The 26,518-nt window shown below is 71.7% G+C and carries 25 protein-coding genes and 1 pseudogene; 15 read left to right on the forward strand and 11 right to left on the reverse strand.

The features are described 5' to 3' along the window. Nucleotides 1-141: 141 nt before the first annotated feature. The 3 genes from panB to OG379_RS11560 all read left to right on the forward strand — a co-directional run bounded on the left by panB (nt 142) and on the right by OG379_RS11560 (nt 3,024). Nucleotides 142-1,029: a 3-methyl-2-oxobutanoate hydroxymethyltransferase gene (gene panB / locus OG379_RS11550; RefSeq protein ID WP_393765166.1), complete on the forward strand. Its 888-nt coding sequence runs from the start codon at nt 142-144 to the stop codon at nt 1,027-1,029. Nucleotides 1,030-1,150: 121 nt separating this feature from the next. Then, nucleotides 1,151-2,170 carry an ATP-binding cassette domain-containing protein gene (locus tag OG379_RS11555; protein WP_393765168.1) on the forward strand — a complete coding sequence of 340 codons (1,020 nt, stop codon included), beginning with the start codon at nt 1,151-1,153 and terminating at the stop codon, nt 2,168-2,170. After that, a complete protein-coding gene (locus OG379_RS11560) occupies nt 2,167-3,024 on the forward strand; it encodes an ABC transporter permease (RefSeq protein ID WP_405661801.1) in 858 nt (285 codons plus the stop codon). Before OG379_RS11555 ends, OG379_RS11560 begins: the two co-directional genes overlap by 4 nt. 7 nt (nt 3,025-3,031) lie before the next feature. On the opposite strand, the gene OG379_RS11565 is transcribed toward OG379_RS11560, so the two are convergent. Next, nucleotides 3,032-6,343: a BTAD domain-containing putative transcriptional regulator gene (locus tag OG379_RS11565; protein WP_405661804.1), complete on the reverse strand. Its 3,312-nt coding sequence runs from the start codon at nt 6,341-6,343 to the stop codon at nt 3,032-3,034. A 124-nt stretch (nt 6,344-6,467) separates the two neighbouring features. Here OG379_RS11565 and OG379_RS11570 point away from each other — a divergent pair, with 124 nt between their 5' ends. Further along, complete coding sequence (locus OG379_RS11570) at nt 6,468-7,280, forward strand: site-2 protease family protein (protein ID WP_393765174.1); 813 nt, start codon at nt 6,468-6,470, stop codon at nt 7,278-7,280. Here OG379_RS11570 and OG379_RS11575 read toward each other — a convergent pair. Together OG379_RS11575 and npdG are read right to left on the reverse strand one after the other, a co-directional pair. Beyond that, nucleotides 7,277-7,462 (reverse strand): hypothetical protein, encoded by a 186-nt coding sequence (locus OG379_RS11575; RefSeq protein ID WP_405661807.1) that lies wholly within the window; start codon nt 7,460-7,462, stop codon nt 7,277-7,279. The genes OG379_RS11570 and OG379_RS11575 overlap by 4 nt on opposite strands. Nucleotides 7,463-7,542: 80 nt before the next feature. Beyond that, nucleotides 7,543-8,253 carry an NADPH-dependent F420 reductase gene (gene npdG, locus OG379_RS11580; protein WP_405661810.1) on the reverse strand — a complete coding sequence of 237 codons (711 nt, stop codon included), beginning with the start codon at nt 8,251-8,253 and terminating at the stop codon, nt 7,543-7,545. A gap of 143 nt (nt 8,254-8,396) precedes the next feature. Between npdG and OG379_RS11585 the strand changes: the two genes are divergently transcribed. Then, nucleotides 8,397-8,999 (forward strand): hypothetical protein, encoded by a 603-nt coding sequence (locus OG379_RS11585; RefSeq protein ID WP_393765180.1) that lies wholly within the window; start codon nt 8,397-8,399, stop codon nt 8,997-8,999. Nucleotides 9,000-9,067: 68 nt separating this feature from the next. After that, the gene (locus OG379_RS11590; RefSeq protein ID WP_405661814.1) at nt 9,068-10,348 is read left to right on the forward strand and encodes an MFS transporter; all 1,281 of its coding nucleotides are present in this window, start codon (nt 9,068-9,070) and stop codon (nt 10,346-10,348) included. 9 nt (nt 10,349-10,357) lie between these two features. Here OG379_RS11590 and OG379_RS11595 read toward each other — a convergent pair whose 3' ends face one another. Beyond that, nucleotides 10,358-10,594, reverse strand: a complete 237-nt coding sequence (locus tag OG379_RS11595) for a hypothetical protein (protein ID WP_405661816.1) — start codon at nt 10,592-10,594, stop codon at nt 10,358-10,360. Nucleotides 10,595-10,652: 58 nt separating this feature from the next. Between OG379_RS11595 and map the strand changes: the two genes are divergently transcribed. Together map and OG379_RS11605 are read left to right on the forward strand one after the other, a co-directional pair. Further along, nucleotides 10,653-11,510: a type I methionyl aminopeptidase gene (gene map / locus OG379_RS11600; RefSeq protein ID WP_393765185.1), complete on the forward strand. Its 858-nt coding sequence runs from the start codon at nt 10,653-10,655 to the stop codon at nt 11,508-11,510. A gap of 157 nt (nt 11,511-11,667) precedes the next feature. Then, entirely contained in the window at nt 11,668-12,333 is a 666-nt protein-coding gene (locus tag OG379_RS11605) for a heme oxygenase (biliverdin-producing) (RefSeq protein ID WP_405661818.1), read from the forward strand. On the opposite strand, the gene OG379_RS11610 is transcribed toward OG379_RS11605, so the two are convergent. Beyond that, nucleotides 12,334-13,005, reverse strand: a complete 672-nt coding sequence (locus OG379_RS11610; RefSeq protein WP_393765189.1) for a PhzF family phenazine biosynthesis protein — start codon at nt 13,003-13,005, stop codon at nt 12,334-12,336. A 309-nt stretch (nt 13,006-13,314) separates the two neighbouring features. On the opposite strand from OG379_RS11610, the gene efeO reads away from it, so the two are divergent. Genes efeO through OG379_RS11630 form a run of 4 tightly spaced genes read left to right on the forward strand, consistent with a single transcriptional unit; the run spans nt 13,315 to nt 17,590 of the window. Further along, nucleotides 13,315-14,451, forward strand: coding sequence for an iron uptake system protein EfeO (efeO, locus tag OG379_RS11615; protein ID WP_393765191.1), 1,137 nt, complete (start codon nt 13,315-13,317; stop codon nt 14,449-14,451). Nucleotides 14,452-14,465: 14 nt separating this feature from the next. After that, complete coding sequence (gene efeB, locus OG379_RS11620) at nt 14,466-15,722, forward strand: iron uptake transporter deferrochelatase/peroxidase subunit (protein WP_405661822.1); 1,257 nt, start codon at nt 14,466-14,468, stop codon at nt 15,720-15,722. A 22-nt stretch (nt 15,723-15,744) separates the two neighbouring features. Next, nucleotides 15,745-16,680, forward strand: a complete 936-nt coding sequence (gene efeU / locus OG379_RS11625; protein WP_393765195.1) for an iron uptake transporter permease EfeU — start codon at nt 15,745-15,747, stop codon at nt 16,678-16,680. Next, on the forward strand, nt 16,592-17,590 hold the full coding sequence (locus tag OG379_RS11630) for a hypothetical protein (protein WP_405661825.1): 999 nt from the start codon (nt 16,592-16,594) through the stop codon (nt 17,588-17,590). Before efeU ends, OG379_RS11630 begins: the two co-directional genes overlap by 89 nt. A gap of 15 nt (nt 17,591-17,605) precedes the next feature. Here the strand turns inward: OG379_RS11630 and OG379_RS11635 are convergent, their stop codons facing one another. Continuing rightward, nucleotides 17,606-18,607, reverse strand: coding sequence for a helix-turn-helix transcriptional regulator (locus OG379_RS11635; RefSeq protein ID WP_405661827.1), 1,002 nt, complete (start codon nt 18,605-18,607; stop codon nt 17,606-17,608). A 91-nt stretch (nt 18,608-18,698) separates the two neighbouring features. Here OG379_RS11635 and OG379_RS11640 point away from each other — a divergent pair, with 91 nt between their 5' ends. After that, the gene (locus tag OG379_RS11640) at nt 18,699-19,097 is read left to right on the forward strand and encodes a VOC family protein (protein WP_393765202.1); all 399 of its coding nucleotides are present in this window, start codon (nt 18,699-18,701) and stop codon (nt 19,095-19,097) included. Nucleotides 19,098-19,107: 10 nt separating this feature from the next. Here the strand turns inward: OG379_RS11640 and OG379_RS11645 are convergent, their stop codons facing one another. Next, nucleotides 19,108-19,851 (reverse strand): bifunctional DNA primase/polymerase, encoded by a 744-nt coding sequence (locus OG379_RS11645; protein ID WP_405661830.1) that lies wholly within the window; start codon nt 19,849-19,851, stop codon nt 19,108-19,110. A gap of 142 nt (nt 19,852-19,993) precedes the next feature. Then, nucleotides 19,994-20,623 (reverse strand): TetR/AcrR family transcriptional regulator, encoded by a 630-nt coding sequence (locus OG379_RS11650; protein WP_405661832.1) that lies wholly within the window; start codon nt 20,621-20,623, stop codon nt 19,994-19,996. A 155-nt stretch (nt 20,624-20,778) separates the two neighbouring features. On the opposite strand from OG379_RS11650, the pseudogene ddaH reads away from it, so the two are divergent. Then, a pseudogene (gene ddaH / locus OG379_RS11655) lies at nt 20,779-21,657 on the forward strand (dimethylargininase); the annotation flags it as partial. Here ddaH and OG379_RS11660 read toward each other — a convergent pair. Further along, nucleotides 21,654-22,649, reverse strand: coding sequence for a small ribosomal subunit Rsm22 family protein (locus tag OG379_RS11660; RefSeq protein ID WP_405661834.1), 996 nt, complete (start codon nt 22,647-22,649; stop codon nt 21,654-21,656). The pseudogene ddaH and the gene OG379_RS11660 sit on opposite strands and share 4 nt — an antisense overlap. A gap of 168 nt (nt 22,650-22,817) precedes the next feature. Between OG379_RS11660 and OG379_RS11665 the strand changes: the two genes are divergently transcribed. Continuing rightward, nucleotides 22,818-24,131, forward strand: coding sequence for a hypothetical protein (locus OG379_RS11665; protein ID WP_405661836.1), 1,314 nt, complete (start codon nt 22,818-22,820; stop codon nt 24,129-24,131). Nucleotides 24,132-24,203: 72 nt separating this feature from the next. On the opposite strand, the gene OG379_RS11670 is transcribed toward OG379_RS11665, so the two are convergent. After that, nucleotides 24,204-24,983 carry a phosphotransferase enzyme family protein gene (locus OG379_RS11670; RefSeq protein ID WP_405661838.1) on the reverse strand — a complete coding sequence of 260 codons (780 nt, stop codon included), beginning with the start codon at nt 24,981-24,983 and terminating at the stop codon, nt 24,204-24,206. A gap of 123 nt (nt 24,984-25,106) precedes the next feature. Next, entirely contained in the window at nt 25,107-26,501 is a 1,395-nt protein-coding gene (locus tag OG379_RS11675; protein ID WP_405661840.1) for a Bcr/CflA family multidrug efflux MFS transporter, read from the reverse strand. Between the last annotated feature and the right edge of the window lie 17 nt (nt 26,502-26,518).

A 26,518-nucleotide genomic window follows, 5' to 3' on the forward strand; every position in this document is an offset into this window, starting at 1 on the left:
TGGAAAGACTTTACCCGGTTGCCGGGTACCGTTCACCGGGCGCGGTGGGCCCACTTCCCGGGAACGCTTCCGGGATGCCACCATGGAAGGGATCCGGGGACGCCGTCAGGGCGCCTCGAGATGACGAAGGAGCCGTTGGCCATGTCGCTTCAGGCTGCGCAGAACCAGTCCGCCACACCTCCGGCGGGCCCCACTCCCGGTGCCGGTAAGGCCCTGTACGGGGGGAAGAGCACCCGCCGCATCACCGTCCACGACATCACCGCCGCCAGTGAGCGCGGCGAGAAGTGGCCGATGCTCACCGCCTATGACGCGATGACCGCGTCCGTCTTCGACGAGGCCGGCATCCCGGTCATGCTCGTCGGGGACTCCATGGGCAACTGTCACCTCGGCTACGAGACCACCGTGCCCGTCACCATGGACGAGATGGCCATCCTCTCGGCCGCCGTCGTGAGGGGTACCAAGCGCGCCCTCATCGTGGCCGACCTGCCCTTCGGGGCGTACCAGGAGGGGCCGGTCCAGGCCCTTCGCAACGCCACGAGGCTGATCAAGGACGCCGGTGTCGGCGCGGTCAAGCTGGAGGGCGGCGAGCGCTCCCACGAGCAGATCCGGCTCCTGGTCGAGGCCGGGATCCCGGTCATGGGCCACATCGGCCTGACCCCGCAGTCCGTCAACGCGATGGGCTACCGCGTCCAGGGCCGGGGCGAGGAAGCGGCGCAGCAACTGCTGCGCGACGCGAAGGCGGTGCAGGACGCGGGCGCCTTCGCCGTCGTGCTGGAGCTCGTGCCGGCCGAGCTGGCCGCCGAGGTGACCCGCACACTGCACATCCCGACCGTCGGTATCGGTGCCGGGCCCGACACCGACGCGCAGGTGCTGGTCTACACCGACATGGTCGGCCTGACCGGCGGCAAGGTCCCGCGCTTCACCAAGCAGTACGCGAACCTGCGTCAGGTGATGGCCGACGCCGCGAGGGAGTACGCCGAAGAGGTCGTCGGCGGCACGTTCCCGGCGGCGGAGCACACCTTCCACTGACGCCCTCACGACCACTGCCGCACCACCGACAGCCCGCCGACTTCCCCCATCGGCGGGCTGTCGCCTGCTGTCGGCCCGCTGTCAGCGACATGTCGGTGACTTGTCGGTGACGGCTGGTCTGATGGTGTCCATGACGCGAAACGACAAGAACCTCAGCGACGGCAGGAACGCCGTCGAGGTGCGGGGGCTGGTCAAGCACTACGGCGAGACCAAGGCGCTGGACGGTGTGGACCTCGACGTACGCGAGGGCACCGTCCTCGGCGTGCTCGGCCCCAACGGCGCCGGGAAGACCACCCTCGTACGCTGCCTGTCCACCCTGATCCTGCCCGACGCGGGGCACGCGGTGGTGGCGGGCTACGACGTGGTGAAGCAGCCCCGGCAGCTGCGCCGCACCATAGGCCTGACCGGGCAGTACGCCTCGGTCGACGAGAAGCTCTCCGGCTGGGAGAACCTCTACATGATCGGGCGGCTGCTCGACCTGCCGCGCAAGAAGGCCAGGTCCCGCGCCGACGAGCTGCTGGAGCGCTTCTCCCTCACCGACGCGGCGAAGAAGGCCGCGATGGACTACTCCGGCGGCATGCGGCGCCGGCTGGACCTGGCCGCCTCCATGATCGGCAGCCCGGCCGTCCTCTACCTGGACGAGCCGACCACGGGACTCGACCCCCGTACGCGCAACGAGGTCTGGGACGAGGTGCAGCGGATGGTCGCCGAGGGGGCGACCGTGCTGCTCACCACCCAGTACATGGAAGAGGCCGAACAGCTCGCCAGCGAGCTCACCGTCATCGACCACGGAAAGATCATCGCCCGGGGCGGTGTCGACGAGCTCAAGGCCAAGGTCGGCGGCCGCACCCTGCAGATCCGGCCCTCCGACCCCGCCGAACTGGCCGCGATGGCGCAGGCGCTGCGCGAGACCGGTCTCGACGGCGTCGCCGGCGCCCAGGCGGTCCCCGACGAGGGACTGCTCTACGTACCGATCCTCAGCGACGAGCAGCTGACCGCCGTGATCGGCCTGCTCGGCACCCGGGGCTACTCACTCGCCCATGTCGCCACCGCGCTGCCCAGCCTGGACGAGGTGTTCCTCGCCATCACGGGCGACAAGGCCACCGTCACCGACACGATTCCCCAGGAGGTCGCGGCATGAGCACGACGACTCTGACGCCCGCCCCCACCGACGCGGCCGCGTCCGCACCGGCCAGGACCCTCCACGACGAGGGCCGGATCGGACTGCGGAACAACCTGCGCCACATCGGGGCGCTGGTGCGGCGCAACCTGCTCCAGATCAAGAAGGATCCGGAGTCGATGTTCGACGCGCTCCTGATGCCGGTCATCTTCGTGCTGCTGTTCGTGTACGTCTTCGGCGGCTCCGTCGGCAGCAGCCTGGGCGGCGACCGGCAGGACTATCTGAACTACCTGATCCCCGGCCTGATGGCGATGATGGGCATGAACATCGCCATGGCGGTCGGTTCGGGTGTCAACGACGACTTCCGCAAGGGAGTCATGGACCGGTTCCGCACCATGCCGATCGCCCGCTCCTCGGTGCTCATCGCCAAGATCGTGGTCGAGCTCGGCCGGATGACGGTCGCCACGCTGATCCTGCTGGGCATGGGCTTCGCCCTCGGCATGGAGCTCCAGGGATCGGTGCTCGGGCTGATCGGGGCGATCGCTCTGGCGGCCGCGTTCGGCGCCGCCATCATGTGGATCTTCATCCTGCTCGGGCTGAGCATGAAGACGGCCCAGGCCGTTCAGGGAATGGGGATGATCGTGATGATGCCGCTCCAGTTCGGTTCCTCCATCTTCGCCCCGACGCAGACGATGCCCGGCTGGCTCCAGACGTTCACCGACTACAACCCGCTGTCCAACCTGGCGGACTCCGCGCGCGGACTGATGATGGGCGGCCCGCTCGGCAACTCGGTCTGGCTGACGCTCGGCTGGACCGTGGTCATCACCGTGGTGATGGCCCCGCTCGCGGTGTCCAAGTTCCGCAAGAAGTCCTGACCTCCACTCAGTCCGCGGACGCGTCGACGAGGGCGTTGGCCTCCTCCAGGGAGAGGCCGACGCCCTCGGCGTACGCCGCCTCGTAGGCGGCGTCCCCGAGGACGCCGCGGACCACTTCCTCGGCCGCGGTGTAGTTGTCCCGCTCCATCGACGTCGGCACGTGCCCGTTCGGCAGCAGCGTCCTTCCGGCGGCCAGCAGCCGGGCTCCGTGGGCGGCCCGGCGCTCCCCGCCGAGCCCGCCCAGCGCCCGCGCCACGGTGACCAGGTAGTGCACGTTCATCTGCGGCGCCACCATCTGCGACAGCCGGTCGTCGGCCCGCGCCAGCGCCTCCCGGCTCCGGGCCAGGGCGTCCGCGTACAGCCCCTCCTGGCTGTCCAGCCAGGCCAGCCCGCCCAGCACGAACGCCTGGAAGAACTCCACCGAGGACTCGACGGCGAACTCACCCTGCAGCGTGACGAGTTGTTCACGGGCCTCGACGGTGCGCCCGGACGCCCCCAGCCACATGGCCAGGAAGAACCGGGCGAACGCCGTCCCCTCGTGGCCCGCGTGCCGCCCCTCGACGAGCACCTCCCGGAAGATCACCTCGGCCTCCGGGCCGCGGTCCAGCTCCACCAGCGCGGCGGCGTACCTGGTGCGGAGCACCAGCACCTGGGACTTGGCACCGAGCTTCTCCGCATAACCGATCGCGGCCTGGTAGTCCTCGGCCGCACGGGCGAAGTCGCCCTTCTTCTCGTTGGCCTCGCCGCGCGAGGAGAGCGCCTCCGCCGCGCCCCAGTCGTCCCCGAGACGGCCGAAGATCTCCAGGCTCTCGTCGGCGTCCGCATGGGCCTCGCCCGCCCAGTCGGGCCGGTTGGCCAGCACGTTGGCCCGCACCTGGAGCGCTGAGGCCAGCTCCCACTCGTATCCGAATTCCCGGGAGGCGCGGACCCTCTCGTTCAGCAGTTCGCGCAGGTCCGAGATGTCCCCGGTGAACATGACGGCGAAGAACCAGAGCGAACCCGGGCTGCGGCAGGTCTGCGGCTGCCCGGGCCGGTAGGTGGCGGCGATGACGCGCAGGCGATCCATGCCTCCCGCGTTCATCCAGGCGTCCATCGCGTCGTCCATGCCGGCCAGCTGGACCAGCGCCACCTGACGCCGCGCCTCCTCCAGCAGCTCGGGGCCCATCGGCGGGGGCGCGTCGGTGCAGCGCTCGTGGAGGGAGGGTGCGGGGCGGGCGGGCCCGGCGAAGGGGTCGGGGCCCAGCTCGGCGGCGGCCTCGGCCCACTGCAGGGCGTCGCTGCGCAGATCGCGCATCTGCCAGTACCAGGCGAGCGAGAGCACCATGCAGAACGATTCCTGCTCGTCGCGGGCGGCGATGGCGCGCCGCAGGGCGGTGCGCAGATTCTCGTAGTCGCGCTGGATCAGTTCGAGAGCGGCGAGCTGTCCGGCGCCCCGGAGTTCGGGGTCGGTCGTACGGGCCAGCTCCCGGAAGAACACGAGGTGCCTGCGTTCGACCAGGTCCCGCTCCCCCGCCTCGTCGAGCCGCTCGGCCGCGTACTCACCGACGGTCTCCAGGAGTCGGTAGCGCATCCGTCCGTCCGCGGCGGGGGCGGCGACGACGAGGGACTTGTCGACGAGCGAGCCGAGCACCTCCGCGACGTCGTACGCGTCCTCCGGCCGGTCCGCGCAGACCGCCTCGGCGGCGGCGAGCGTGCAGCCGCCGGAGAAGACCGACAGCCGGCGCAGGGCGGTGCGTTCGTCTTGGTCCAGGAGGTCCCAGGACCAGTCGACGACGGCCCGAAGGGTCTGCTGGCGCGGCAGTACGGTGCGGCTGCCGCTGGTCAGCAGACGGAAGCGGTCGTCGAGGCGGTCGGCGATCTGACGGGGGGTGAGCATGCGCAGCCGGGCGGCGGCGAGTTCGATCGCGAGCGGGAGACCGTCGAGGCGGTGGCAGATCTCGGCGCAGGCCGCCGCCGTCCGCTCGTCCGCGTCGACCCGGAAGCCGGACAGCGCGGCGGCGCCCCGCTCGGCGAGCAGGCGCAGCGCCATCGGGTCGGGCAGCGGGTCGACCGGCCGGACGAACTCGCCCGGTACGCCGAGGGGTTCGCGGCTGGTCGCGAGGACGGTGAGCCCCGGGCAGCGGGCCAGCAGATGGTCGGCGAGGGCCGCGGCCGCCTCGATGAGGTGCTCACAGTTGTCCAGGAGCAGCAGCATGCGCCGCCCGGAACAGTGATCGGTGAGGCGGGCGAGCGGTTCTCCCGCGCCGCGCTCCGCGGCCCGGAGCTCCTCGGCGCCCGCGCCGCGCAGCACGGTCTCGCGGCCGCCGAGCGCGGTGAGGACCGCCTCCGGCACCGCTTCGGGGTCGGCGACCGGCGCGAGCTCGGCCAGCCAGACGCCGTCCGGCCAGGCGGCGGGGTCGACGGATTCGGCGGCCTCCTGGGACAGCCTGGTCTTGCCGGCGCCGCCGGGGCCCAGGAGGGTGACCAGCCGGGCCCGGGTCAGGTCCTCGCGCAGGCCGGCGATGTCCGCGTCCCGGCCCACGAAGCTCGTGAGCCTGGCCCGCAGATTGCCCGGTCGCGCGGCGAGGGGGGCGGCGGGAGCGGGGGCCGGGGCGGGCGGGTCCTGGTGCAGCAGCCCGTCGTGCAGGGCGCGCAGTGCGGGGCCCGGGTCGGTGCCGAGCCGGTCGGCGAACAGGGTGCGCACCTCGTCGTACGCCGAGAGCGCCTGCGCGGTACGTCCGGCGTCCCGCAGCGCCCTGATCCGGAGGGCCTGCAGCGGCTCGTCCAGCGGGTGGTCGGCGCAGAGCCCGGCGAGTTCCGGCAGGGTCTCGTCGGCACGGCCCTGCGCGAGGACGGCCCCGATGCGGGCCCGGCGCGCGTCCAGCCGCCTGGCCTCCCAGCGTGCCGCCGCCACGGCGCGGTCCGGCAGGTCGGCGAGGGCGGGCCCGTGCCACAGGGCGAGCGCCTCGTCGAGGACGGTGGCGGCCTTCGCCGCGTCGCCGTCCTGCAGCGCCCGGGCGCCCTCGCCCGTGAGCCGCTCGAAGCGGTGCAGGTCGACGGCGTCCGGATCGGCGGCGAGGCGGTAGCCGTTCGCCGCCGATTCGACCGCGTCCCGGCCCAGCGTTCGCCGGAGCCGGCCCACGAGTGCCTGAAGGGCGCCGGGGGCGTCGGCGGGCGGGTCGCCGTCCCAGACCTCGTCGACGAGCACCCCGGCCGGGACCGTCCGGCCGGGACTGAGGGCGAGCACGGTGAGCAGGGCGCGCAGCCGCGCCCCGCCGAGGGCGACGGGAGTGCCGTCGGGGCGGAGAGCGCGGGTGGTACCGAGGATGCCGTAGTGCACGCGCCCATTGTCCGTGAAGGCCCCGTCCTCCGGGGAACTGCCACCCACCCGTGAGACGTTCTCGCGGTGTCACCCGTACTCTCGGGGGCTCCAGCCGCCGTCCAGCCCCCCAGGAGTGCCGCCGATGACCACCGCGTTCCGCCGACCCAGCGACCGGCGGGTCAGCCCGATCTTCCTCGGGATCGTCGCCGTCATGGCCGTCTCGGGCTGGGCGGTGTGGACGGGCTTCGCGGAGCAGACCGGCTTCGCGGTCTTCCTCTTCGTCACCGCGGCCTGGATCGTCTCGCTCTGCCTCCACGAGTACGCGCACGCGCGCACCGCACTGCACAGCGGCGACATCTCGATCGGGGCGAAGGGCTATCTGACGCTCAACCCGCTCAAGTACACCCACGCCCTGCTGAGCATCGTGCTGCCCGTGCTGTTCGTGATCATGGGCGGCATCGGCCTGCCGGGCGGGGCCGTCTACATCGAGCGGGGCCGCATCAGCGGGCGCTGGAAACACAGCCTGATCTCGGCGGCCGGCCCCCTGACGAACGTGCTGTTCGCCATCGTCTGCACGGCGCCGTTCTGGCTGGGCGCCCTGGACGGTGTTCCGCTGTCCTTCCGGCTCGCGCTGGCGTTCCTCGCGCTCCTCCAGGTGACGGCGGCGATCCTGAACTCCCTGCCGGTCCCGGGCCTCGACGGCTACGGCGTGATCGAGCCCTGGCTCTCGTACAGGATCCGGCGCCAGGTGGAGCCGTTCGCGCCCTTCGGCCTGATCGCGGTCTTCGCGCTCCTGTGGATCCCGGAGGTCAACGGATTCTTCTTCGACGCCGTGGACGCGCTGCTGCGGGGCCTGGGCGTCAGCGAGGTCGAGACCTACTGCGGGCTCGACACCTACCGCTTCTGGCAGGAGTGGTTCGGTGACCAGGACCCGGGCTGCGCGCTGATCCGCTAGGCGGTCTCGGCGTGGGACTCCGCCTTGTGCCTGCGCAGGTAGAACCACGCCATGTTCGACGAGAGGCCGGCCAGCAGCACCCATACGACGCCGAGCAGGATGCTGCCCTGGACGAAGGAGACCACGGCCGCGGCGACGGCGAGGACGCAGACGATGCTGGCGTAGAGAGCGAGGCGGGGCATGAGGGCTGGTGCTCCTGTCCGGGGATGGTGCGCGGTCCCGTCCAGTGTCCCTCATGCCCGATTCGGCTCCGGGCAGGGCCTCACACGTCGGTGGTGCGCAGCCCCGCGTGTGCCTTGTAGCGGCGGTTGACGGAGATCAGGTTCGCCACCAGCGACTCGACCTGGTGCGCGTTGCGCAGCCGGCCGGCGAAGATGCCGCGCATGCCGGGGATACGGCCCGCCAGCGCCTGCACGGTGTCGGTGTCGGCGCGCGCCTCCCCCAGCACCAGCACATCGGTGTCGATCTCGTCGATCGTCTCGTCCTGGAGGAGCACCGCCGACAGGTGGTGGAAGGCGGCGGTGACCCGGGAGTCGGGCAGCAGGGCGGCGGCCTGCTCGGCGGCGCTGCCCTCCTCGGGCTTCAGGGCGTAGGCGCCCTTCTTGTCGAAACCGAGCGGGTTGACGCAGTCGACGACGAGCTTCCCGGCGAGCTCCTCCCGCAGCGACTCCAGCGTCTTGGCGTGGCCGTCCCACGGCACGGCGACGATCACGACGTCGCTGCGGCGCGCGCACTCCGCGTTGTCCGCGCCCTCGACGCCGTGGCCCAGCTCTGCTGCGGCGGCCTCGGCACGGTCGGCGGCACGCGAGCCGATGACGACCTTCTGCCCGGCGCGGGCGAAGCGGTAGGCGAGGCCGCGGCCCTGGGGGCCGGTCCCGCCGAGCACTCCCACGGTCAGTCCCGACACATCGGGGAGGTCCCAGGGGTCCTTGGCGGGGGGCTTGGGGGCGCTGCCGGCGTCATTCGTAGTCATGGCGCCGACCCTACTGCCAGGTAGCGAGGCGGGACCCTCACCCCGCGTCTGTGCGACGCGCATCACGGCGGGAGGTTCCCGTTCGGGTGGATCGCACGCGATCGGGCGACCGAGAGGCCGGGAGCGCGGCATGATGCCGGGCCATGGATGCCGTACGTGTCGCGTTGCTGCGTGAGGTGCTCGCCGGGACGGAGTGGCCGGCCGCGGCCCGGGGGTTCGCCCGGACCCTGCGGGCGTCGGTCGTGCCGCAGGGTGGCGGGCTGCTGCTGGTGGGGACCGAGGTCTACGAGCCGTGGCACATGGCCGCGCACCTGGTGGACGAGTCAACGTGGTCGGGTCTGCCGCAGCTGAGGCCCACGCTCGTACGCCACCGGGTGGAGCCGGACGACCCGGTGCACCTGGCCGTCGGTCTGGGCCGGATCGAGAGGGCCGGGCGCGGCGAGACGCTGCTCGTGGTGGCGCCCGAGCAGCCGGACGGCGGCCTGCTGGAGCGGGTGCACGACGCGCGGCGCGCGGGGGCGACGGTGCTCGCGCTGGACGGCGGCGACCCGGAGGTGCGGGGCCTCGCCCATGAGGCGCTGACGGTCTCTGACGGCGACGACGTCGACCTGGACACGGTCCAGCACCTGGTCAGCGCGGCCGCGGGAGAGAACGGCGCCCCGTCCCCCCGGGGCCGCCGCACGTTCCGCGACCGTCTCTCCCGCCTGGCCGACCAGCTGACGGCCCCGCCCCCGGCCCGCTGGTGAGGGGCCTGCCCCCACCGCGGCGGAAATGGGTTGCCCGAAGGGCCGTGGGCGGCAGAGCATGATCCCCCGTGACCCCTCGCCTGCTGCCCGATCTGTCCCCCTGGCGTTCCTCCGCCGACTTCCGGCTGCTGTGGATCCAGGGGCTGATCACCTACTTCGGCAGCTTCATGGCCCTGATCGCACTGCCGCTGCAGATCAAGGACCTCACGGGGTCACCGCTCGCCGTCGGGGCCATGGGCGCCGTGGAGCTCGTGCCCCTGGTGGTCTTCGGGCTGTACGGAGGGGCGCTCGCCGACTCCGCCGACCGGCGCAAGGTCATCCTCGCCACGGAGGCCGGGCTCGGCCTGCTGGCCGTCGTGCTGCTGGCGAACGCCCTCGCACCCGAACCGGCGCTCTGGCCGCTGTACGTGGTGGCCGGCGGGGTCTCCGCGCTGGCGGGGCTGCAGCGGCCCGCGCTGGACTCGCTGATGGCCAGGATCGTCCCGCACGGCCAGCAGACAGCCGCCGCCGCGCTGAACTCCCTGCGCTGGCAGGTCGGCGCGATCGCGGGCCCTTCGCTGGCCGGCGTGGTGGTGGCCTACGCGGGGCACGCCACCGCGTACGGCGTCACCGTCGTCACGTTCGGCGTCTCGGTGCTGCTCTGCCTGAGGCTTTCGTCGGCGCCGCCCGCCCATGACGCCGAGAAGCCGTCGCTGCGCGGGATCGCCGAGGGTGCGCGGTACGCCTGGAGCCGCCCGGTGCTGCTGGGGACGTACGCGATCGACCTCGCCGCGATGTTCTTCGCCTTCCCGAACGCGATCTTCCCGTTCCTGGCGGACGAGCTGGACGCGGAGTGGTCCCTGGGCCTGATGTATGCGGCCGGGTCCGTGGGGTCGCTGCTGCTGGGTCTCACCAGCGGCTGGACCTCGCGGGTGCGCCGGCACGGGCTCTTCGTCGTGGGCGGCGCCGCGGTGTGGGGCCTGGCGATCGCGGCGGCGGGATGGTTCGGGAACATCTGGCTGGTGCTGTGCTGCCTGGGGGTCGCGGGCGCGGGCGACATGCTGAGCGGGCTCGGACGCTCCACGATCTGGAACCAGACCATCCCCGACGAGCTGCGGGGCAGGCTCGCCGGGATCGAGGTCCTCTCCTACAGCGTCGGCCCTCAGCTCGGCCAGGTCAGGGCGGGCGCGATGGCCGGCTGGACGGGCACGAGGGCAGCGGTCTGGTCGGGCGGCGTGGCGTGTGTCGCCTCGGTCGCGCTGCTGGCCGTCGCGCTGCCGAAGCTCCTCACGTACGACTCCGAGACGGACGAGGACGCCGCACGGCGGCGTGCCGTGGGCGTCCACCCGGAAGAGACTCCGACGGCCTAGTCGGGCGGCCTAGTCGGGCGCCTCGCCCGTCGGCCGGTCCGTGCGGTCGTGCCACTTCGGGTCGGTCTCCCACTCCAGGTTCCGCTCACGCGCCGTGTCCATCGCGCGCTGGGCCTCCCCCGGGGTGGCGTACGGGCCGAAGCGGTCCTTGCCGGGGCACTCGGGGCCCTCCTCGACCTTCTTGTGTTCCAGGCAGTAGTACCATTCGCCCGGTTTGCCCACCGTGCGCTTCTTGAACAGGGCCATCGCAGGATCCTTTCCTCTTTGCCATGGTGCCCCGAGGGCGCTGGTTAGACTCGCTGACATGTCTGGCCAGTCGCTCCTCGTACCAGGGGAGATCACTCCCGTCCGTTCCGTACCCGGAAAGATCCGGCGCCCCGAGTACGTGGGGAAGCCCGCCCCCACGCCGTACACCGGGCCGGAGATCCAGGACTCCGACACCGTGGAGCGCATGCGGATCGCGGGCCGTATCGCGGCGCAGGCGATGGAGGAGGCGGCGAAGCTCATCGCGCCGGGGGTCACCACCGACGAACTCGACCGGGTCGCCCATGAGTTCATGGTGGACCACGGGGCGTACCCGTCGACCCTCGGTTACCGGGGCTTCCCGAAGTCGCTCTGCACCTCGCTCAACGAGGTCATCTGCCACGGCATCCCCGACTCCACCGTGCTGCGGGACGGCGACATCGTGAACCTCGACGTCACGGCGTACATCGGCGGCGTGCACGGCGACAACAACGCCACCTACCTCTGCGGCGACGTCGACGAGGAGTCGCGGCTGCTGGTGGAGCGCACCCGGGAGTCGCTGAACCGCGCCATCAAGGCGGTGCGGCCCGGCCGGCAGATCAATGTGATCGGCCGCGTCATCGAGTCGTACGCGAAGCGGTTCGGCTACGGGGTGGTGCGCGACTTCACGGGGCACGGGATCAATTCCTCGTTCCACTCCGGTCTGATCATCCCGCACTACGACAGCCCGCACGCGACGACCGTGATGCAGCCCGGGATGACCTTCACCATCGAGCCGATGCTCACGCTCGGCACCCATGACTACGAGATGTGGGACGACGGCTGGACCGTGGTGACGAAGGACCGGAAGCGGACCGCACAGTTCGAGCACACACTGGTGGTGACCGAGACCGGAGCGGAGATCCTCACCCTTCCGTAGCGCGCCGCTTTTACCGACAGGCGGTCGGGAACCTGTTGACTTAGGTAAACCTAAGCAGGAGGATCTGCGTATCGGTGCGCGGCGGCGTGCACAGCCGCTACCGGTTCATACGTTTCTGTCCGGACTTCCCGTCCCCCTCGGTCCCCGGAGGCCCGCCTTGGACTCGACCGCCACCGCCACGCCCTTCTCGACTCTCATCCGCACCGCTTCGCACGAGCAGCACACGGAGGCCGAGTCCTCGACCTTCATGAGCGACATGCTCGGCGGACGGCTCGGGGTGGACGCCTACACGCGCTACACCGAGCAGCTGTGGTTCGTCTACCGGGCGCTGGAGGACGGCGCGGAGGCCCTGCGCGAGGACCCGGTCGCCGGGCCCTTCGTCCAGCCGGAGCTGATGCGCACGGCCGCGCTGGAGCGCGACCTCACCCACCTGCGGGGCGAGGGGTGGCGCGAAGGGCTGGAGCCGCTGCCCGCCACCGCCGCGTACGCCGCGCGGGTCGCCGAGTGCGCCCGCGAGTGGCCCGCCGGGTACATCGCGCACCACTACACCCGCTACCTCGGGGACCTCTCGGGCGGCCAGATCATCCGTGGCACCGCGGAGAAGACCTGGGGCTTCGACCGCAAGGGTGACGGGGTGCGGTTCTACGTGTTCGAGCAGATCTCCAACCCGGCCGCCTTCAAGCGGGAGTACCGGGAGCTGCTGGACGCGGTGAACGCCGACGACCTGGAGAAGCAGCGCATCATCGACGAGTGCAAGCGCGCCTTCGCGCTGAACACCGCTGTCTTCCGTGAGCTCGGCGAGGTCTTCCCGCTCAGCGCGTAGTCAGGACGCGGACACGAGAAGGACGCGGCCGCCGATCTCCATCGTGCCGTCCGGCGCGGGTGCGGTGAGGATCTGGGAGCCGCGCCCTTGTGTGATGTTGAGGGCCCGGCCGAGCTCGGCGCTCAGCAGCATGGCCGCCGCACCGGTCGCCTCGTCCTCGTCGATGTTGTCGTCCCGGCGCGGGAAGGCCCGTGCCCGTACGCGCCCGGCGGCCTCGTCCTCCCAGGCCCAGACGTAGAGCCAGCCCTCGCCGGGCGGCGGGCCCGTCAGCGCCTCGACCTCGGCGACGGACGCGTAGCGCTCCAGCGTCCTCGGCGGCGCCCATTCCGGGCGGGCCGTGATCCAGGTGAACTCGCCGTCCTGGCGGGCCGTCACGTCCCCGACGGGCAGCTCCAGCACCTCCAGGTCGAGCAGCCAGGCCGCGCCGACGAGCGGATGCCCCGCGAACGGCAGCCGCAGCCCGGGGGTGCGGATGTCGACGGTGCCGCGCTCCGGGTCGTCCACGAAGACCGTCTCGCTGAAGCCGAGCTTCCCCGCGAGCGCCTGCCGGGACTCGTTGCCGGGATACCTGCGCCCGTCACGCACGACGCCCAGCGCGTTGCCGTGGCGGCCGTCCGGGCCGCAGAACACACGCAGTACGTCGATGCCGTCGGGTACCTCGAAGTCGTTCACCTCCGCATTCAAGCACCGTGCACGGCCCACCGGCCCCGGGCGACGAGGCCGCCCGCGGCTCGGGGGGTCCCCCGGCCCACGGGCCGGAGCGCCGCTCGCCGCACCGAAAAGGCTTGCTTGACCCGCCCTTGACCCTCCTGTGGGCTTCCCATGAGAGTGCCGTGATCGGGGCGTTTCCGGTCCGGATGAGTGAGACCTGAATCACGCGACCTGGGGGGACGGGCGAGGTAAGGCCCGGTTAAGTTAGGCCCGCCTCACCTACTATTCGTCCGCACCACTTCCCGCTCTTTCACCCTTGTGGAGCCCCGCATGCGAGCCGTTCGTTCCTCTGTCGTCACCGCTGTCGCCACGGTGGCCGCACTGACCGCCGTCACGGGCTGCGCCGAGAAGAGCGACGGCAAGGGCGACGCCGCCGTCCAGGTGGTCGCCAAGGACGACTCCTGCGAGGTCTCTTCGAAGAAGATCCCGGCCGGCCACGTCGAACTCGCCGTCGAGAACAAGGGATCCAAGGTCACCGAGGTCTACGTCCTCTTCCCGGACGACCGGATCGTCACCGAGCGCGAGAACATCGGCCCGGGCACCAAGGCGAAGATCACCGCGGAGATCAAGGCCGGGACGTACGAGATCGCCTGCAAGCCCGGCATGAAGGGCGAGGGCATCCGTCAGACGGTCGAGGTCACCGGAGGGAAGGCCGCCGCGCGCAGCCCCGAGATGGACCGGGCCGTGGCCGGCTACCGCACCTATGTGCAGGCGCAGGCCGACGAGACGCTGCCCAAGGTGAAGGTCTTCACCGACGCCGTCGCCGCGGGTGACATCGAGGCGGCGAAGAAGGCGTACGCCGGCTCCAGGATCGGCTGGGAGCGTACCGAGCCGGTCGCCGAGTCCTTCGGTGACATCGACCCGAAGGTCGACGTCCGCGAGGACGGCCTGGAGGACGGACAGAAGTGGACCGGCTGGCACCGCCTGGAGAAGGCGCTGTGGCAGGACGGGAAGCTGGGCGCCGAGGAGAAGGCGCTCGCGCCCACTCTCCACGAGGACCTGCTGGACTGGCAGAAGCGGGTCGGCCGGGCGGACATCACCCCGACCTCGATGGCCAACGGCGCCAAGGAGCTCCTCGACGAGGTCGCCACCGGCAAGGTCACCGGCGAGGAGGAGCGCTACAGCCACACCGACCTCGTCGACTTCAAGGCGAACGTCGAGGGCGCGGAGCAGTCCTACGAGCTCCTCAAGCCGATCGCGTCCAAGAACGACGCGGCGCTGACCGCCTCCCTGGACAAGCAGTTCGCGGCGCTGAACACCCTGCTGGACAAGTACCGCACGGACAAGACCTCCTACGACTTCACCTCGTACGACAAGGTCGGCAAGGCGGACCGCAAGGAGCTCTCCGACGCCGTCAACGCGCTCGCGGAGCCGCTGTCCAAGCTGGCCGCCGCGGTCACGAAGTGAGCGGGGGCCCGATCATGACCGGGGACGAGGACTCCGACGGCGCCGCCGCCCCGTCGCGACGCGCGCTGCTCGGCTGGGGCGGTGCCGGGCTGGCGCTCGGCGCCGTGGCGGCGGGCGGTGCCGTCGCATCGGTGCGCTCCGACGGGGGCACGGATCCGGCCTCGGACAGCGGCGCGGCGGTGCCCTTCCACGGGGCTCACCAGGCGGGGATCGCCACCGCCGTCCAGGACCGGCTGCATTTCGCCTCCTTCGACGTGACGACGGAGGACCGGGCCGAACTGATCGCCCTCCTCAAGGAATGGACCCGGGCCGCGGAGCGGATGACAGCCGGGCGGGCCGTCGGCGAGGGGGCGTACGGGGGGCCGGCGGAGGCCCCGCCGGACGACACGGGCGAGGCGCTGGGCCTCAGGCCGTCCCGGCTGACGCTCACGCTCGGTTTCGGCCCGTCCCTGTTCGACAGGGGTCGCTTCGGCATCGAGGGCCGGCGGCCCGAAGCGCTGGTGGATCTGCCGAAGTTCCCCGGTGACAACCTGGACGCCGCCCGCAGCGGCGGGGACCTGTGCGTCCAGGCGTGCGCGGACGACCCGCAGGTCGCCGTGCACGCCATCCGGAACCTCGCCAGGATCGGGATGGGACGCACCGCCATCCGCTGGTCGCAGCTGGGGTTCGGCAAGACGTCCTCGACGACGCCCGGAGCACAGACTCCGCGCAACATGATGGGGTTCAAGGACGGCACCCGGAACATCTCCGGCACGGACGACGCCGCGCTGAAGAAGCACGTGTGGGCGGACGGGACGGGCGACGCCGGGTGGATGGCCGGGGGCTCCTATCTGGTGGCCCGGCGCATCCGCATGCACATCGAGACGTGGGACCGGGCTCCCCTGCAGGAGCAGGAGGACATCTTCGGCCGCGACAAGGGTGAGGGCGCCCCCGTCGGCAAGGCCAAGGAGCGCGACGAGCCGTTCCTGAAGGCGATGCTGCCGACCGCGCACGTGCGCCTGGCGCACCCGGACACCAACAACGGGGCGACGATCCTGCGTCGCGGCTACTCCTTCACCGACGGTACGGACGGTCTGGGCAGGCTCGACGCAGGGCTCTTCTTCCTGGCCTACCAGCGGGACGTCCGCACGGGCTTCATCCCGGTGCAGCGCAGTCTCGCGGCCTCGGACGCGCTCAACGAGTACATCCAGCACGTGGGTTCGGCGGTCTTCGCCGTTCCGCCCGGTGTCCGCGACCCGGACGACTGGTGGGGCCGGGCGCTGTTCTCATGACCGACACCGTGGAAGGACCGGCATGTTCGGCAACTATCTGATCGGTCTGCGCGAGGGGCTCGAGGCCGGCCTGGTCGTCTGCATCCTCATCGCCTACCTGGTCAAGTCCGGCCGCCGTGACGCACTGCGGCCGGTGTGGATCGGCATCGCCATCGCCTGCACCATCTCGCTGGGCTTCGGCGCCGCCCTCGAATTCGGCTCCCAGGAGCTGACGTTCGAGGCGCAGGAGATGCTCGGGGGGTCGCTGTCGATCATCGCCGTGGGGCTCGTGACGTGGATGGTGTTCTGGATGCGGCGTACCGCGCGGCATCTGAAGAAGGAGCTGCACGGCAAGCTCGACACCGCACTCGCGATGGGCACAGGTGCCCTGGTGGCCACCGCCTTCCTCGCGGTGGGCCGTGAGGGCCTGGAGACCGCCCTGTTCGTGTGGGCGTCGGTGCGGGCGAGCGGGGAGGGCTCCTCGTCGCCGCTGATCGGGGTGCTGCTCGGCATCGCGACCGCGATCGTGCTGAGCTGGCTGTTCTACCGGGGCGCCCTGAGGATCAACCTGTCGACGTTCTTCACGTGGACCGGCGGCATGCTCGTGGTGGTGGCGGCCGGTGTGCTCGCCTACGGCGTGCACGACCTGCAGGAGGCCCGTTTCCTCGGCGGCCTCGAGAACAAGGCGTTCGACATCACGACCACGATTCCGCCGGACAGCTGGTACGGCACCCTGCTCAAGGGGGTCTTCAACTTCCAGGCCGATCCGACCGTTCTTCAGGTCACGGTGTGGGCGCTGTACCTCATCCCGACGCTCGTGCTGTTCCTCGCCCCGGTAGGGTTCAGGCCGTCGGTGCGGATGACGGAGCAGAAGGCGCAGAAGGCGACGGATGACAAGGCTGGGGCGGCTGGCGGCGGGGCTCGCGACGACGACGGTACTGGTCGTGACGGCGAGCGGCTGCGTGACGGTGCACGGTGAACTGGAAGTCGTGCCGGGAGCGACGAAGTCCGAGGCCGCGAAGGCCCTGGAGGACTTCCTCGTCGCGTACAACGAGGCGGACAAGGCGTACGATCCGGCGCTCGACGAGGACCGGGTGACCGGTTCGCTCGGCGCGATCAACCAGGCAGGTCTGACCGCACGGCAGAAGACCAGCCCGGAGGGGAACCCGGACCACAAGCCTCTGGAGCTGACCGACGCCTCCTACGTCATTCCCAAGAAGGCCGGCTGGCCGCGCTGGTTCGTCGCGGACACGGACTCCAACCGCGACCAGGACAGCGGGAAGCAGGACACCCGCTGGCTGCTGACGTTCGTCCGCAGCTCGCCGGACGCGGTGTGGAAGGTCTCCTATCTGGCGGTCGCCTCCGCGTCCGAGATCCCGAAGTTCCGCAAGGACGCCGACGGCTGGGCGGAGCCCGTGCCCTCGGCGGACACGGACGCGGCGCTTGCGACCCCGCCGGCGGAGCTGAGCACCACGTACACGGGCTACCTCAAGGACGGTGCGCCGGACGTGTTCGCCCCGGGATCGATGACCTCGGGCTGGCGGGAGGCGCGGAAGAACACCCGCAGGGCGGGCTTCTCCTACCAGTACGTCGACCAGGCGCTGGATTCCGGGACGTTCGCGCCGTTGGGCCTGACGACGGAGGACGGCGGGGCGCTGGTCTTCTTCAGCAGCAAGCACTTCGAGCGGCAGACGGCGGCGGAGGGCCTGCGGCCGACCGTCACCGAGGACGTGGAGGCGCTGCTGACCGGCGAGGTGAAGAGCACCCTCACCAAGGAACGGGTCTCCAGCCAGCTGGTCTACGTGCCCAGGAAGGGCGCCGGCGGCGCGGACGGCAAGGTGCGCGTGCTGAACCGGCTGCCCGGTCTGATCGCGGCGCAGGGCTCCTGACCCCCGCGGCTGCGCTCACGCCCGGGGCGGATCCCGCCGGGCCGAGTCGCTGAGCCGTTCGGCGAAGGCTTCGACGAGGCCGCGGAGCTCGTCCGGGCGTTCGATGACGAACGGCCGGTCGAGCGAGGCGAGCACGGCGGGCAGCCAGTCGAGCCGTTCCACGCGCAGCTCGACCCGGGACCAGTGCTCGGTCCCCGTGTCCCCGTCTCCCGGGGACGGCGGTTCCTCCACGATCGCGATGCCGGCGGGAAGCCGTGCGTGGATGTGCTCGGCCGTGTCCTGGACGCGGAGGGTCACCTCGTGCCGGTACGGCGCCGTGGCGAGCGCCGTCAGTACGCGCTTCGCCGGGTCGAGTCCCTCGGGTGGCTCGAACGAGCCCGGCAGGGTCCTCACATCCGTGATCCGGTCCAGCCGGAACGTCCGGTCCTCGCCCGCCGTGAGATCCGCGGCCGTCACGTACCACTTGCCCGAGTGGGCGACGAGTCCATGAGGGTGCAGCGTGCGTTCGCTGCGGCGGCCGTCCGACGAGGTGTAGCGGATCGAGACCGGCCGGTGGTGGTTCACCGCGTCGGCCACCGGGAGCAGGACCCCGGAGTCCGGGGCGAGCGCTTCGCCGGGCGGAGCGGTGAAGGCGAGGGCGCCGAGCACGGCGTCGAGCCTGAGGCGCAGCCGCTCGGGCAGTACCCGCCGGATCTTGGCCGTCGCCGTGTCGCTCGCCGTGCCCGTGGTGGAGGTCAGTCCGGCCCGTCGCCCCGCGACGAGGCCGAGCAGCACGGCGAGTGCCTCGTCGTCGCTCAGCATGAGCGGGGGCAGGCGGTGACCGGGGGCGAGCCGGTAGCCGCCGTAGCGGCCGCGCACCGACTCGACGGGCACGTCGAGGTCGGTGAGGTGGCCGACGTAGTGCCGCACCGTGCGTTCGTCGACGCCGAGCCGGCCGGCGAGTTCGGAGGCGGTCCGGACGCCTCCGGACTGCAGGAGTTCCAGCAGGGTGAGCACGCGGGCGACTGGACGGGGCATGCCAGGAAGTCTCCCCCATATACCGGGCGGGTTCCGCCCGGTATCGGTCGTAGCGTTCGGTCAGAAGCACCGAACGACCAGGAGAGCACCCATGAACTTCGTCTCTGTCCGCATCATCACGGGCGACATCGTCCGCCTCGTCGACTTCTACGAGCGTGCCACCGGAGTGGCCGCCGACTGGTCCACCGAGGACTTCGCCGAGATCAGGACCGCCTCGGCCACCCTCGCGATCGGCAGCACACGCACGGTCCCGCTGTTCTCACCCGGTTCCGCCGGTCCGGCCGACAACCGGAGCGTCATCCTCGAATTCCTCGTCGACGACGTGGACGGCGTGCACGAGAACCTGACCGGGGTCGTGGAGGAGTTCGTCAAGGAGCCCACCACGATGCCGTGGGGCAACCGCTCGCTCCTGTTCCGCGACCCCGACGGCAACCTCGTGAACTTCTTCACCCCGGTCACGCCCGCCGCCGTCGAGAAGTTCGCCCGCTGAGGGCAGGGCGTCAGCGGCTGAGCGGCCAGGCCACCGCGTCGTGGTCGAGGTCGCTCGCGTCGGCCGTGTCCGCGTACTGCGCGCAGGCGTCGGTGAGCGTCTCGAGCAGGGTCAGCGGATCGGGGAGCGGGTTCTCCGGGCCACGGATCCAGTGCACGTCCAGCTCACCGGGAAGCCGCGCGGGCGGCAGGAGCACATAGCTGCCGCGGCAGTGCCAGCGGAGCCCGGGATGCTCGTCCATGGTCTCGGGGTGACAGTCCAGCTCGCAGGGCCACCACTCGTCCTCGTCGTCGGGGGTGCCGCGGGTGGCGGTGAAGAAGAGCATCCGGTCGCTGCCCGACTGGGCCACCGGGCCGACGTCGATACCCGCGGCGACGAGCCGGTCGAGGGCGGCGCGCCCCGCCGTGAGGGGCACGTCGAGGACGTCGTGGATCAGGCCCGTCGCGGTGATGAAGTTGGCCAGCGGCTGGTTGGCGGCCCAGCGCTCGATCTGGGCGCGGTCCGTCGTGGACTGCGTCTGCCAGGCGAAGGAGAGGGGGTGCCGCGCGGGGGTCGGACAGCCGATGCGCTCGCACGAACATCGGTATCCGGACGGGTGCGCTGCGGGTGAGATGGGCATTCCCGCTTCGGCGACGGCCAGGAGCAGCGCCAGCCGCGCCGCGTCGTCGGCTTCCGGCTGTGGTTTCGGCCGCCTGCGCAGCCACTGGGAAATCCTGCCCTCTGTGCCGCGATAGCGGCCGGAATCGGCGCCCATCTATCCCCTCACCTCAGCGGTTACCTCTCCATGGTCCCACCATCCTGCTCCTCGGGTGGCCAGAGTTCCGAAGCGGGGTGCTCGGGCGGTTGCGCAGGGGTCGGCGCGCTCGTACGGAATGTCATGGAATGCACCGCCGGGCTCACGGCTGGACCAGGAGCCCCCGCAGGGTGAGGTCGACGACCTGGTCCGCGTACGCGTGGGTGAGCGGAAGGGTCCTGAGCAGCCAGCGGTGGGTGAGCGGGGCGATCAGGAGCTCCAGCGCGATCCGCGGATCGATGTCCGCGCGCACCTGTCCGGCCTCCTGGGCGGCTCGCAGGCGTGTGACGTACAACTGGAGCTGCGGTTCGAGCAGATTTCCGACGAATTGTGCGCCGAGTGCGGGGTCGATGATCCCCTCGGCGGCCAGGGCCCGGGTGGGTGCCGCGCTCACCGGGTCGTTCAGCCCGTCGACCGTGGCCCGCAGGACCAGCTTGAGGTCGGCCGCCAGATCGCCGGTGTCGGGGATTCCGTACGCACCGTCCTCGCCGGCCTCGCCCAGCTCCTCCGAGCGGCGGGCGCTCTCCTCGAGGAACGCCTCCAGGAGTACGGCCGCCTTCGACGGCCACCAGCGGTAGATCGTCTGCTTGCCGACCCCTGCACGGGCGGCGATACCCTCGATCGTCGTCCTGGCGTAACCGATCTCGCCGACGAGTGCGAGCGCGGCGTCACAGATCGCTCGGTGGGAGCGGTCGCTGCGACGGCTGGAGTCCGGGGGCTTCTGAGCTGCCATCCGGCCATCCTAGAGCCGGACGGTCCGATACGTATCGTCTTGCCTGCGAAGGTCTTCTCCCGGCTGGGCGCGCGTCACCACGCGTGGCCCCGCCCGCGCGAACCACCCGAACGGATCACAGCGCATCGGCCCGGCACGGCGCACCATGAACTCACGCACACACCCGTGCGCATCCCACCGTTCCGCGGCCGAACGCCGCCGTTCGCGAGGAGCCTGCATTGACCCGTGACGCCACCCCTCGTCGCTATCTGATGTGCGCCCCGTCCCACTTCGAGGTCACGTACTCCATCAATCCGTGGATGGATCCGTCGAAACCCGTGGATCTGCCCCTGGCCACCACCCAGTGGGAGGACCTGCGCGACCGCTACCGGGCCCTCGGCCACACCGTGGAGCTCCTCACCCCCCGCCCCGACCTGCCCGACATGGTGTTCGCCGCCAACGGAGCCACCGTGATCGACGGCAGGGTGCTCGGCGCCCTGTTCGCCTACCGGGAGCGGTACGCGGAGGCCGAGGCGCACCGGGAGTGGTTCCGGGCCAACGGCTTCACGGAGATCCACGAGCCGGCCCATGTCAACGAGGGCGAGGGCGACTTCGCCGTGACCGCCTCGTACCTGCTGGCCGGGCGGGGCTTCCGGTCCAGTCCGCTCTCCCACGACGAGGCACAGGAGTTCTTCGGGCGCCCGGTGATCGGCCTCGATCTGGTGGACCCGCGCTACTACCACCTGGACACCGCGCTGTGCGTACTGGACGACGCGGCGGACGAGATCATGTACTACCCCGGGGCCTTCTCGCCGGGCAGCCGGTCCGTGCTGGCCCGGCTCTTCCCCGACGCGCTGCTGGCCGAGGAGGCGGACGCCGCCGCACTGGGCCTCAACGCGGTCAGCGACGGGCGCCATGTGCTGCTGCCGCAGGCCGCGACCGGGCTCTTCGACCCGCTGCGGGACCGGGGCTTCGACCCGGTCCCGATGGATCTGGGCGAGCTGCTCAAGGGCGGCGGCAGCGTGAAGTGCTGCACCCAGGAGCTGAGGCCCTAGCCCTCCTCGGGCGGCGGCCAGGCGTCGCCCCACGCGGTGTCCCGGGCGGCACGGTAGAGCGCACCGTGCCGCTTGGTGACCGTGGCGCGGCTCAGGCCCTCGTCCCTGGTGCAGAGCTCCAGGAGCACCTGCCCCTTGCGGATCTGCGGCCTTCGGATGACCCGTGCGCCGACCGGGTCGGTGGCGAACCTGGTCGCCACGACGTAGCTGAACTTCTCGTCCTCGTGGCTGAGCGAGCCGCCCTTGACCTGCCGGTGCAGCGAGGAGCGGCTGACCCGCGCCGAGAAGTGGCACCAGTCCGTGCCGCGCTCGATGGGGCACGCGTCGTCGTGCGGGCAGGGCGCCGCGACGCTCAGTCCCGCGGCGATCAGCCGGTCACGGGCCTCGATGATCCGGTCGTAGCCGTCGGGGGTGCCGGGCTCCACGATCACCACGGCCTGCGCCGCACCGGCGACGGCGTCCACCAGAGCGGACCGGTCGGCGGGGGTGAGCTCCTTGAGTACGTAGCTGACGGTCGCCAGGTCCGTGGGGGCAGGCTCCAGCGCCGTCCCGATCCTCGCCCGCTCCCAGGCGGCGTCCCGCAGCGCGGGGATGCCGGAGGCCTCGGCCAGCTCACGGCCGAGCGCGAGGGCCGGTTCGGACCAGTCCAGGACCGTCGTCCGCGGCCCGTCCCAGGCCCCGGCGACCGCCCAGCTCGCCGCGCCCGTGCCGCCCCCGAAGTCGGTGTGGGTGACGGGCGTCCAGTCCGGCGCGGCCTCACGGAGTGCGGCGAGGCAGGACCGTACGGCCTCGAACGTCGCGGGCATCCGGTAGGCGGCGTAGGCGGCGACGTCCGAGCGGTCCCGCAGGATCGGGGCGTCGGTCGGGGTGGTCCCGCGGTAGCTGGCGATCAGCCGGTCGACGGCCTGCGCGGCCTGCGTCGGGGGCAGCCCGTCGAGCAGGGCGGCCAGCGCGGCACGCAGGGCTTCCGCGGTGGGGAGGGTGGCGTTCACCGCCGAATTGTAGGCGCAGTGGACCCGTCCTCCGCAGTCCGGTGGTCCGGCACGGAACCGGGACGTAACGGGTACAGAACCGAACTGCTCTTCGCCCGGGGCCCGTTGCTACGCTGACCGCGCCGCGTCGGGAATCGCTCAGGGATCGGCCGGCTCATCGGGGGGACCTTGAGGCAGAGAATCGTGCGTCTGGCGCTGGTGGGCGGGGTGCTCGTGCTCGCCCTGCTCCTTCTGACGGCCACCTGCCGGGGTGGCGGGGCCGGCACCGAGGGAGACGACGGGCCGGAGAAGCCCGTGAAGAGGAGCACCGGCCCGGCGACACGGCTGGACGTCCCCGCGGAGTACACGACGGGGCGCGGCTGGGAGGTCGTCGGCGCCGGACCCGACTACGCCGTCTCGCACACGACGGGCCGGCTGGCCTATCTGGTGGAGGCGCCCGGGCACCGTTACCGGCTGCGGACCCTGGACACGGAGACCGGCCGGGCCGGCTGGAGCGGCGAGGCCTGGCGGCCGCCGGACCCGCTGAATTTCCCCGAGCTGCTCACCGTCGCCAAGGACGACCGCCAGTTCTTCGTGGCCTGGTCCTACGGGAAGACGGGCGACGGACCCGCACCCGAGGGGAGCCTCGTCTCCCTCGACGTGTACGACGTGGTGGACGGGGAACGCCGGCGCGTCGAGGTGCCCTGGACCGGGGCGCCGACCGTCACGGCGACCGGGCCCGGTGTGCTGATCAGCGACGGCCGGGCCAACAGCGCGGTCGTGGATCCGGTCAGCGGTGAGGTGTCGGAGATCGCCGCGTCCGCGGTGGCGTACCCGAAGGGCTGCACGGCCTGCAAGCGGCTCACCGAGGTGCGCGGGCAGACGGCGAAGGGCCTGCTGCTGAGCGGGGTACGCGAATTCTGGGTGCGGGGCGGCTGGTTCAGCAGGAGGACCGCGCCGAAGGGAGCGGACTCGGCGACCGGGGTGCCGACCTCCGTGGCACCGGGCCTGATCCTTGCGCGGTGGCAGCTCGCCGAGGGGGCGAAGCGGGCCGGCACCCACCAGTTGTGGGCGGTCCACGACGCGGTGAGCGGGAAGCCGGTCGCCTCCGTCGAGTGCCACGCGCCGGCCATGGAGCCGGGGCGTTATCCACGGGCCGTCGTCTCACCGTCGGGCGGCTACCTGGTCGCGGGGAACCTGGCCTTCGACCTGGAGGCGAAGAAGGGTTTCTGCTTCGAGGAGGCGGACGGTTCGGCGCGGCTGACGTTCGCCTCGGTGACGGACGGCGGCAGCGCCTACGGGGCGACGACCGCACGGGACGCGGACGAGGCGCTGGAGGGCGACGGGACCGGCCCGGTCACGATGAGCTTCGCGACCTGGTCCGTCGAGGCGCTGCCCCCGAGCACCCGGCTGCCGGAGATGGAGACCTCGGGCGTCGGCGTCTTCCGCTGGACGGACCGCAAGGACCGGCTGCACCTTCTGGGCTACCCGCGCGTGGGCTGAGCCGGCCGGGCCTCCGTGCGGCCTGCCGCCCCCTACTCGTACGGCCGGCGCCGCGAGGTCCTCGCCGGGTGCTCAGCCGAGCAGGGCACGGAGCCACTGGTCCTCGTGCCGCTCGGTGTATTCGGCGTCGCTCCGCCAGGCGTCCCCGTGGCCTTCCGCCCAGTGCCTCGCCCACGGCTGGTTGCCCAGGGCGGCCTGGTCGCGCAGGAAGTCGTGCATGGCGCGCGTACGACGGCCCAGCAGGGGGACCAGTCCGCGCCGTCCGGGCTCGTCCAGGCCGTACGCGTCGGCGAAGGCGCGCAGGCGATCCGCTGCGTCGGCGCGCTGCCAGTGGGGGTGCCCGGACAGCGGGACGAAGCCATGAGCGGCGTAGGCAAGGTCCCAGAGGCGCGTGCCGGGCGCGGCGTTGTCCCAGTCGATGAAGGCCCAGGCCTCTTCGCCGTCGGCGACGAGGTTCCACGGCGCCAGGTCGTGGTGGGCGATGATGTCGGCTCCGTCGGCCGGCACGAGCGCGTTCCAGCGGGCGTCCGACGGAGGCGTGAAACCGGCTACGGCGTCGTGGAAGTCCCGGATGAGACGCGCGACGCGTGCCAGCCCTTCCGAGGGGTCCACCAGGGCGAACCTGTCGGGCCAGATGATCTCGCCCCTCACGAAGCTCAGGACCTCCCGGCCCCGGTCGTCGATGCCCAGCGGGCGAGGGGCCGCCCGGAAGCCGGCCTCGTGGAGATGGGTGAGCAGTGCGTGCACCGCCGGCGTCCAAGGCCCTGCGGGGCGGCGTACGGTGTCGCCGACGCGGACGACGCCTTCGCTGACGTTCCCGCCGGACAACGGTTGTTCCTCTTCCTGGTACATCGCCGCAGTCTGGCCGTTCACCCCTGCGACAACAACAGAGTTGCCGCCCACCCGGGCATGAGAATGCCCGGGTGGGCGGCCCACCCGGGCATTCTCGTGCGGTCCGTCCCGCCGGGGATCCGGTCAGCGCTTGACCAGCCGCTCCCGCGCGGCGCGCGTGTTCTGCCACGGCCGGCACAGCAGCAGGAAGCACAGCGCCGCGGACAGGGCGCAGACCACCTGGACCACGGCCATCGGCACGGCGGTCTTCTCACCGGCGATCCCGACGAGGGGCGAGGCGATGGCGCCGATCAGGAACTGGGACGTCCCCAGCAGCGCGGAGGCGGAGCCGGCCGCGTGCCTGGTGCGCATCAGCGCCTGGGTGTTGGTGTTCGGCATCGCGAGGCCCATCGCGGACATGAGCACGAACAGCCCGACGGCCACCGGTACCAGGCCGACCTCGCCGAAGACCCCGGACGTCATCAGCAGCAGCGCGACCGCCGCGACCGAGATGACGGCGAGGCCGAAGCCGAGCGCCTTGTCCAGGCTGACCCTTCCGACGAGCAGCTTGCCGTTGATCTGGCCGACGGCGATCAGCCCGACGGAGTTGATCCCGAAGAGCAGGCTGAAGGTCTGCGGGGACGCGCCGTAGATCTCCTGGACGACGAACGGGGACGCGCTCACATAGGCGAAGAGCGCGGCGAACGCGAGGCTGCCCGCGACCATGTAGCCGGTGAACACCCGGTCGGCCAGCAGCCCGCGCATGGTGCGCAGCGCGTCGCCGACACCGCCGGTGTGGCGCTGTGCCGCCGGCAGTGTCTCGTGGAGCCACTTCCAGACGACGAGGGTGAGCAGCACGCCGATGAAGGTGAGGACGACGAAGATGCCGCGCCAGTCGGTGAACTGCAGCACCTGGCCGCCGATCACGGGCGCGATGACCGGCGCGACTCCCGAGATCAGCATCAGGGTGGAGAAGAACCGGGCCATCTCGTCGCCGTCGTACAGGTCGCGTACGACGGCCCGGGAGATCACGATGCCGGCGGCGCCCGCCAGGCCCTGGAGGAGGCGGAAGCCGATGAGGAGTTCCGCGGTGGGGGCGACGGCGCAGATCGCGGTCGCGAGGACGTAGACGACCATGCCGAGGAGCAGCGGCTTGCGCCGTCCCCAGCGGTCGCTCATCGGTCCGACGACGAGCTGGCCGAGCGCCATGCCGGTGAGGCAGGCCGTCAGGGTGAGCTGGACCGTCGCGGCGGGTGCGTGCAGCGCGTCGGTGACCTCCGGGAGTGCCGGGAGGTACATGTCCATCGAGAGGGGCGGCAGTGCGGTGAGCCCGCCCAGCACGAGGGTGACCAGGAGTCCGGCCCGTCGTGCGGTGGTCGTCGAGGCGGCCGGGAGTCCCGGCGCGGTGGTCGTGGAAATGGCCGGGACACCCGCAGCGGTGGGGGTGGCGGTGGCCTGGGCGCTGAGTGCGGCGCCCTTGCTGCTCGTCGGTATGTGCTCGTCTTCTTGCTGGGCCCGGCTCACGCCGTTGTCCGGCATCCTCGTCTCCGCTTCGT

This window comes from Streptomyces sp. NBC_01166 (genome assembly GCF_045039765.1).
Lineage (GTDB): Bacteria > Actinomycetota > Actinomycetes > Streptomycetales > Streptomycetaceae > Streptomyces.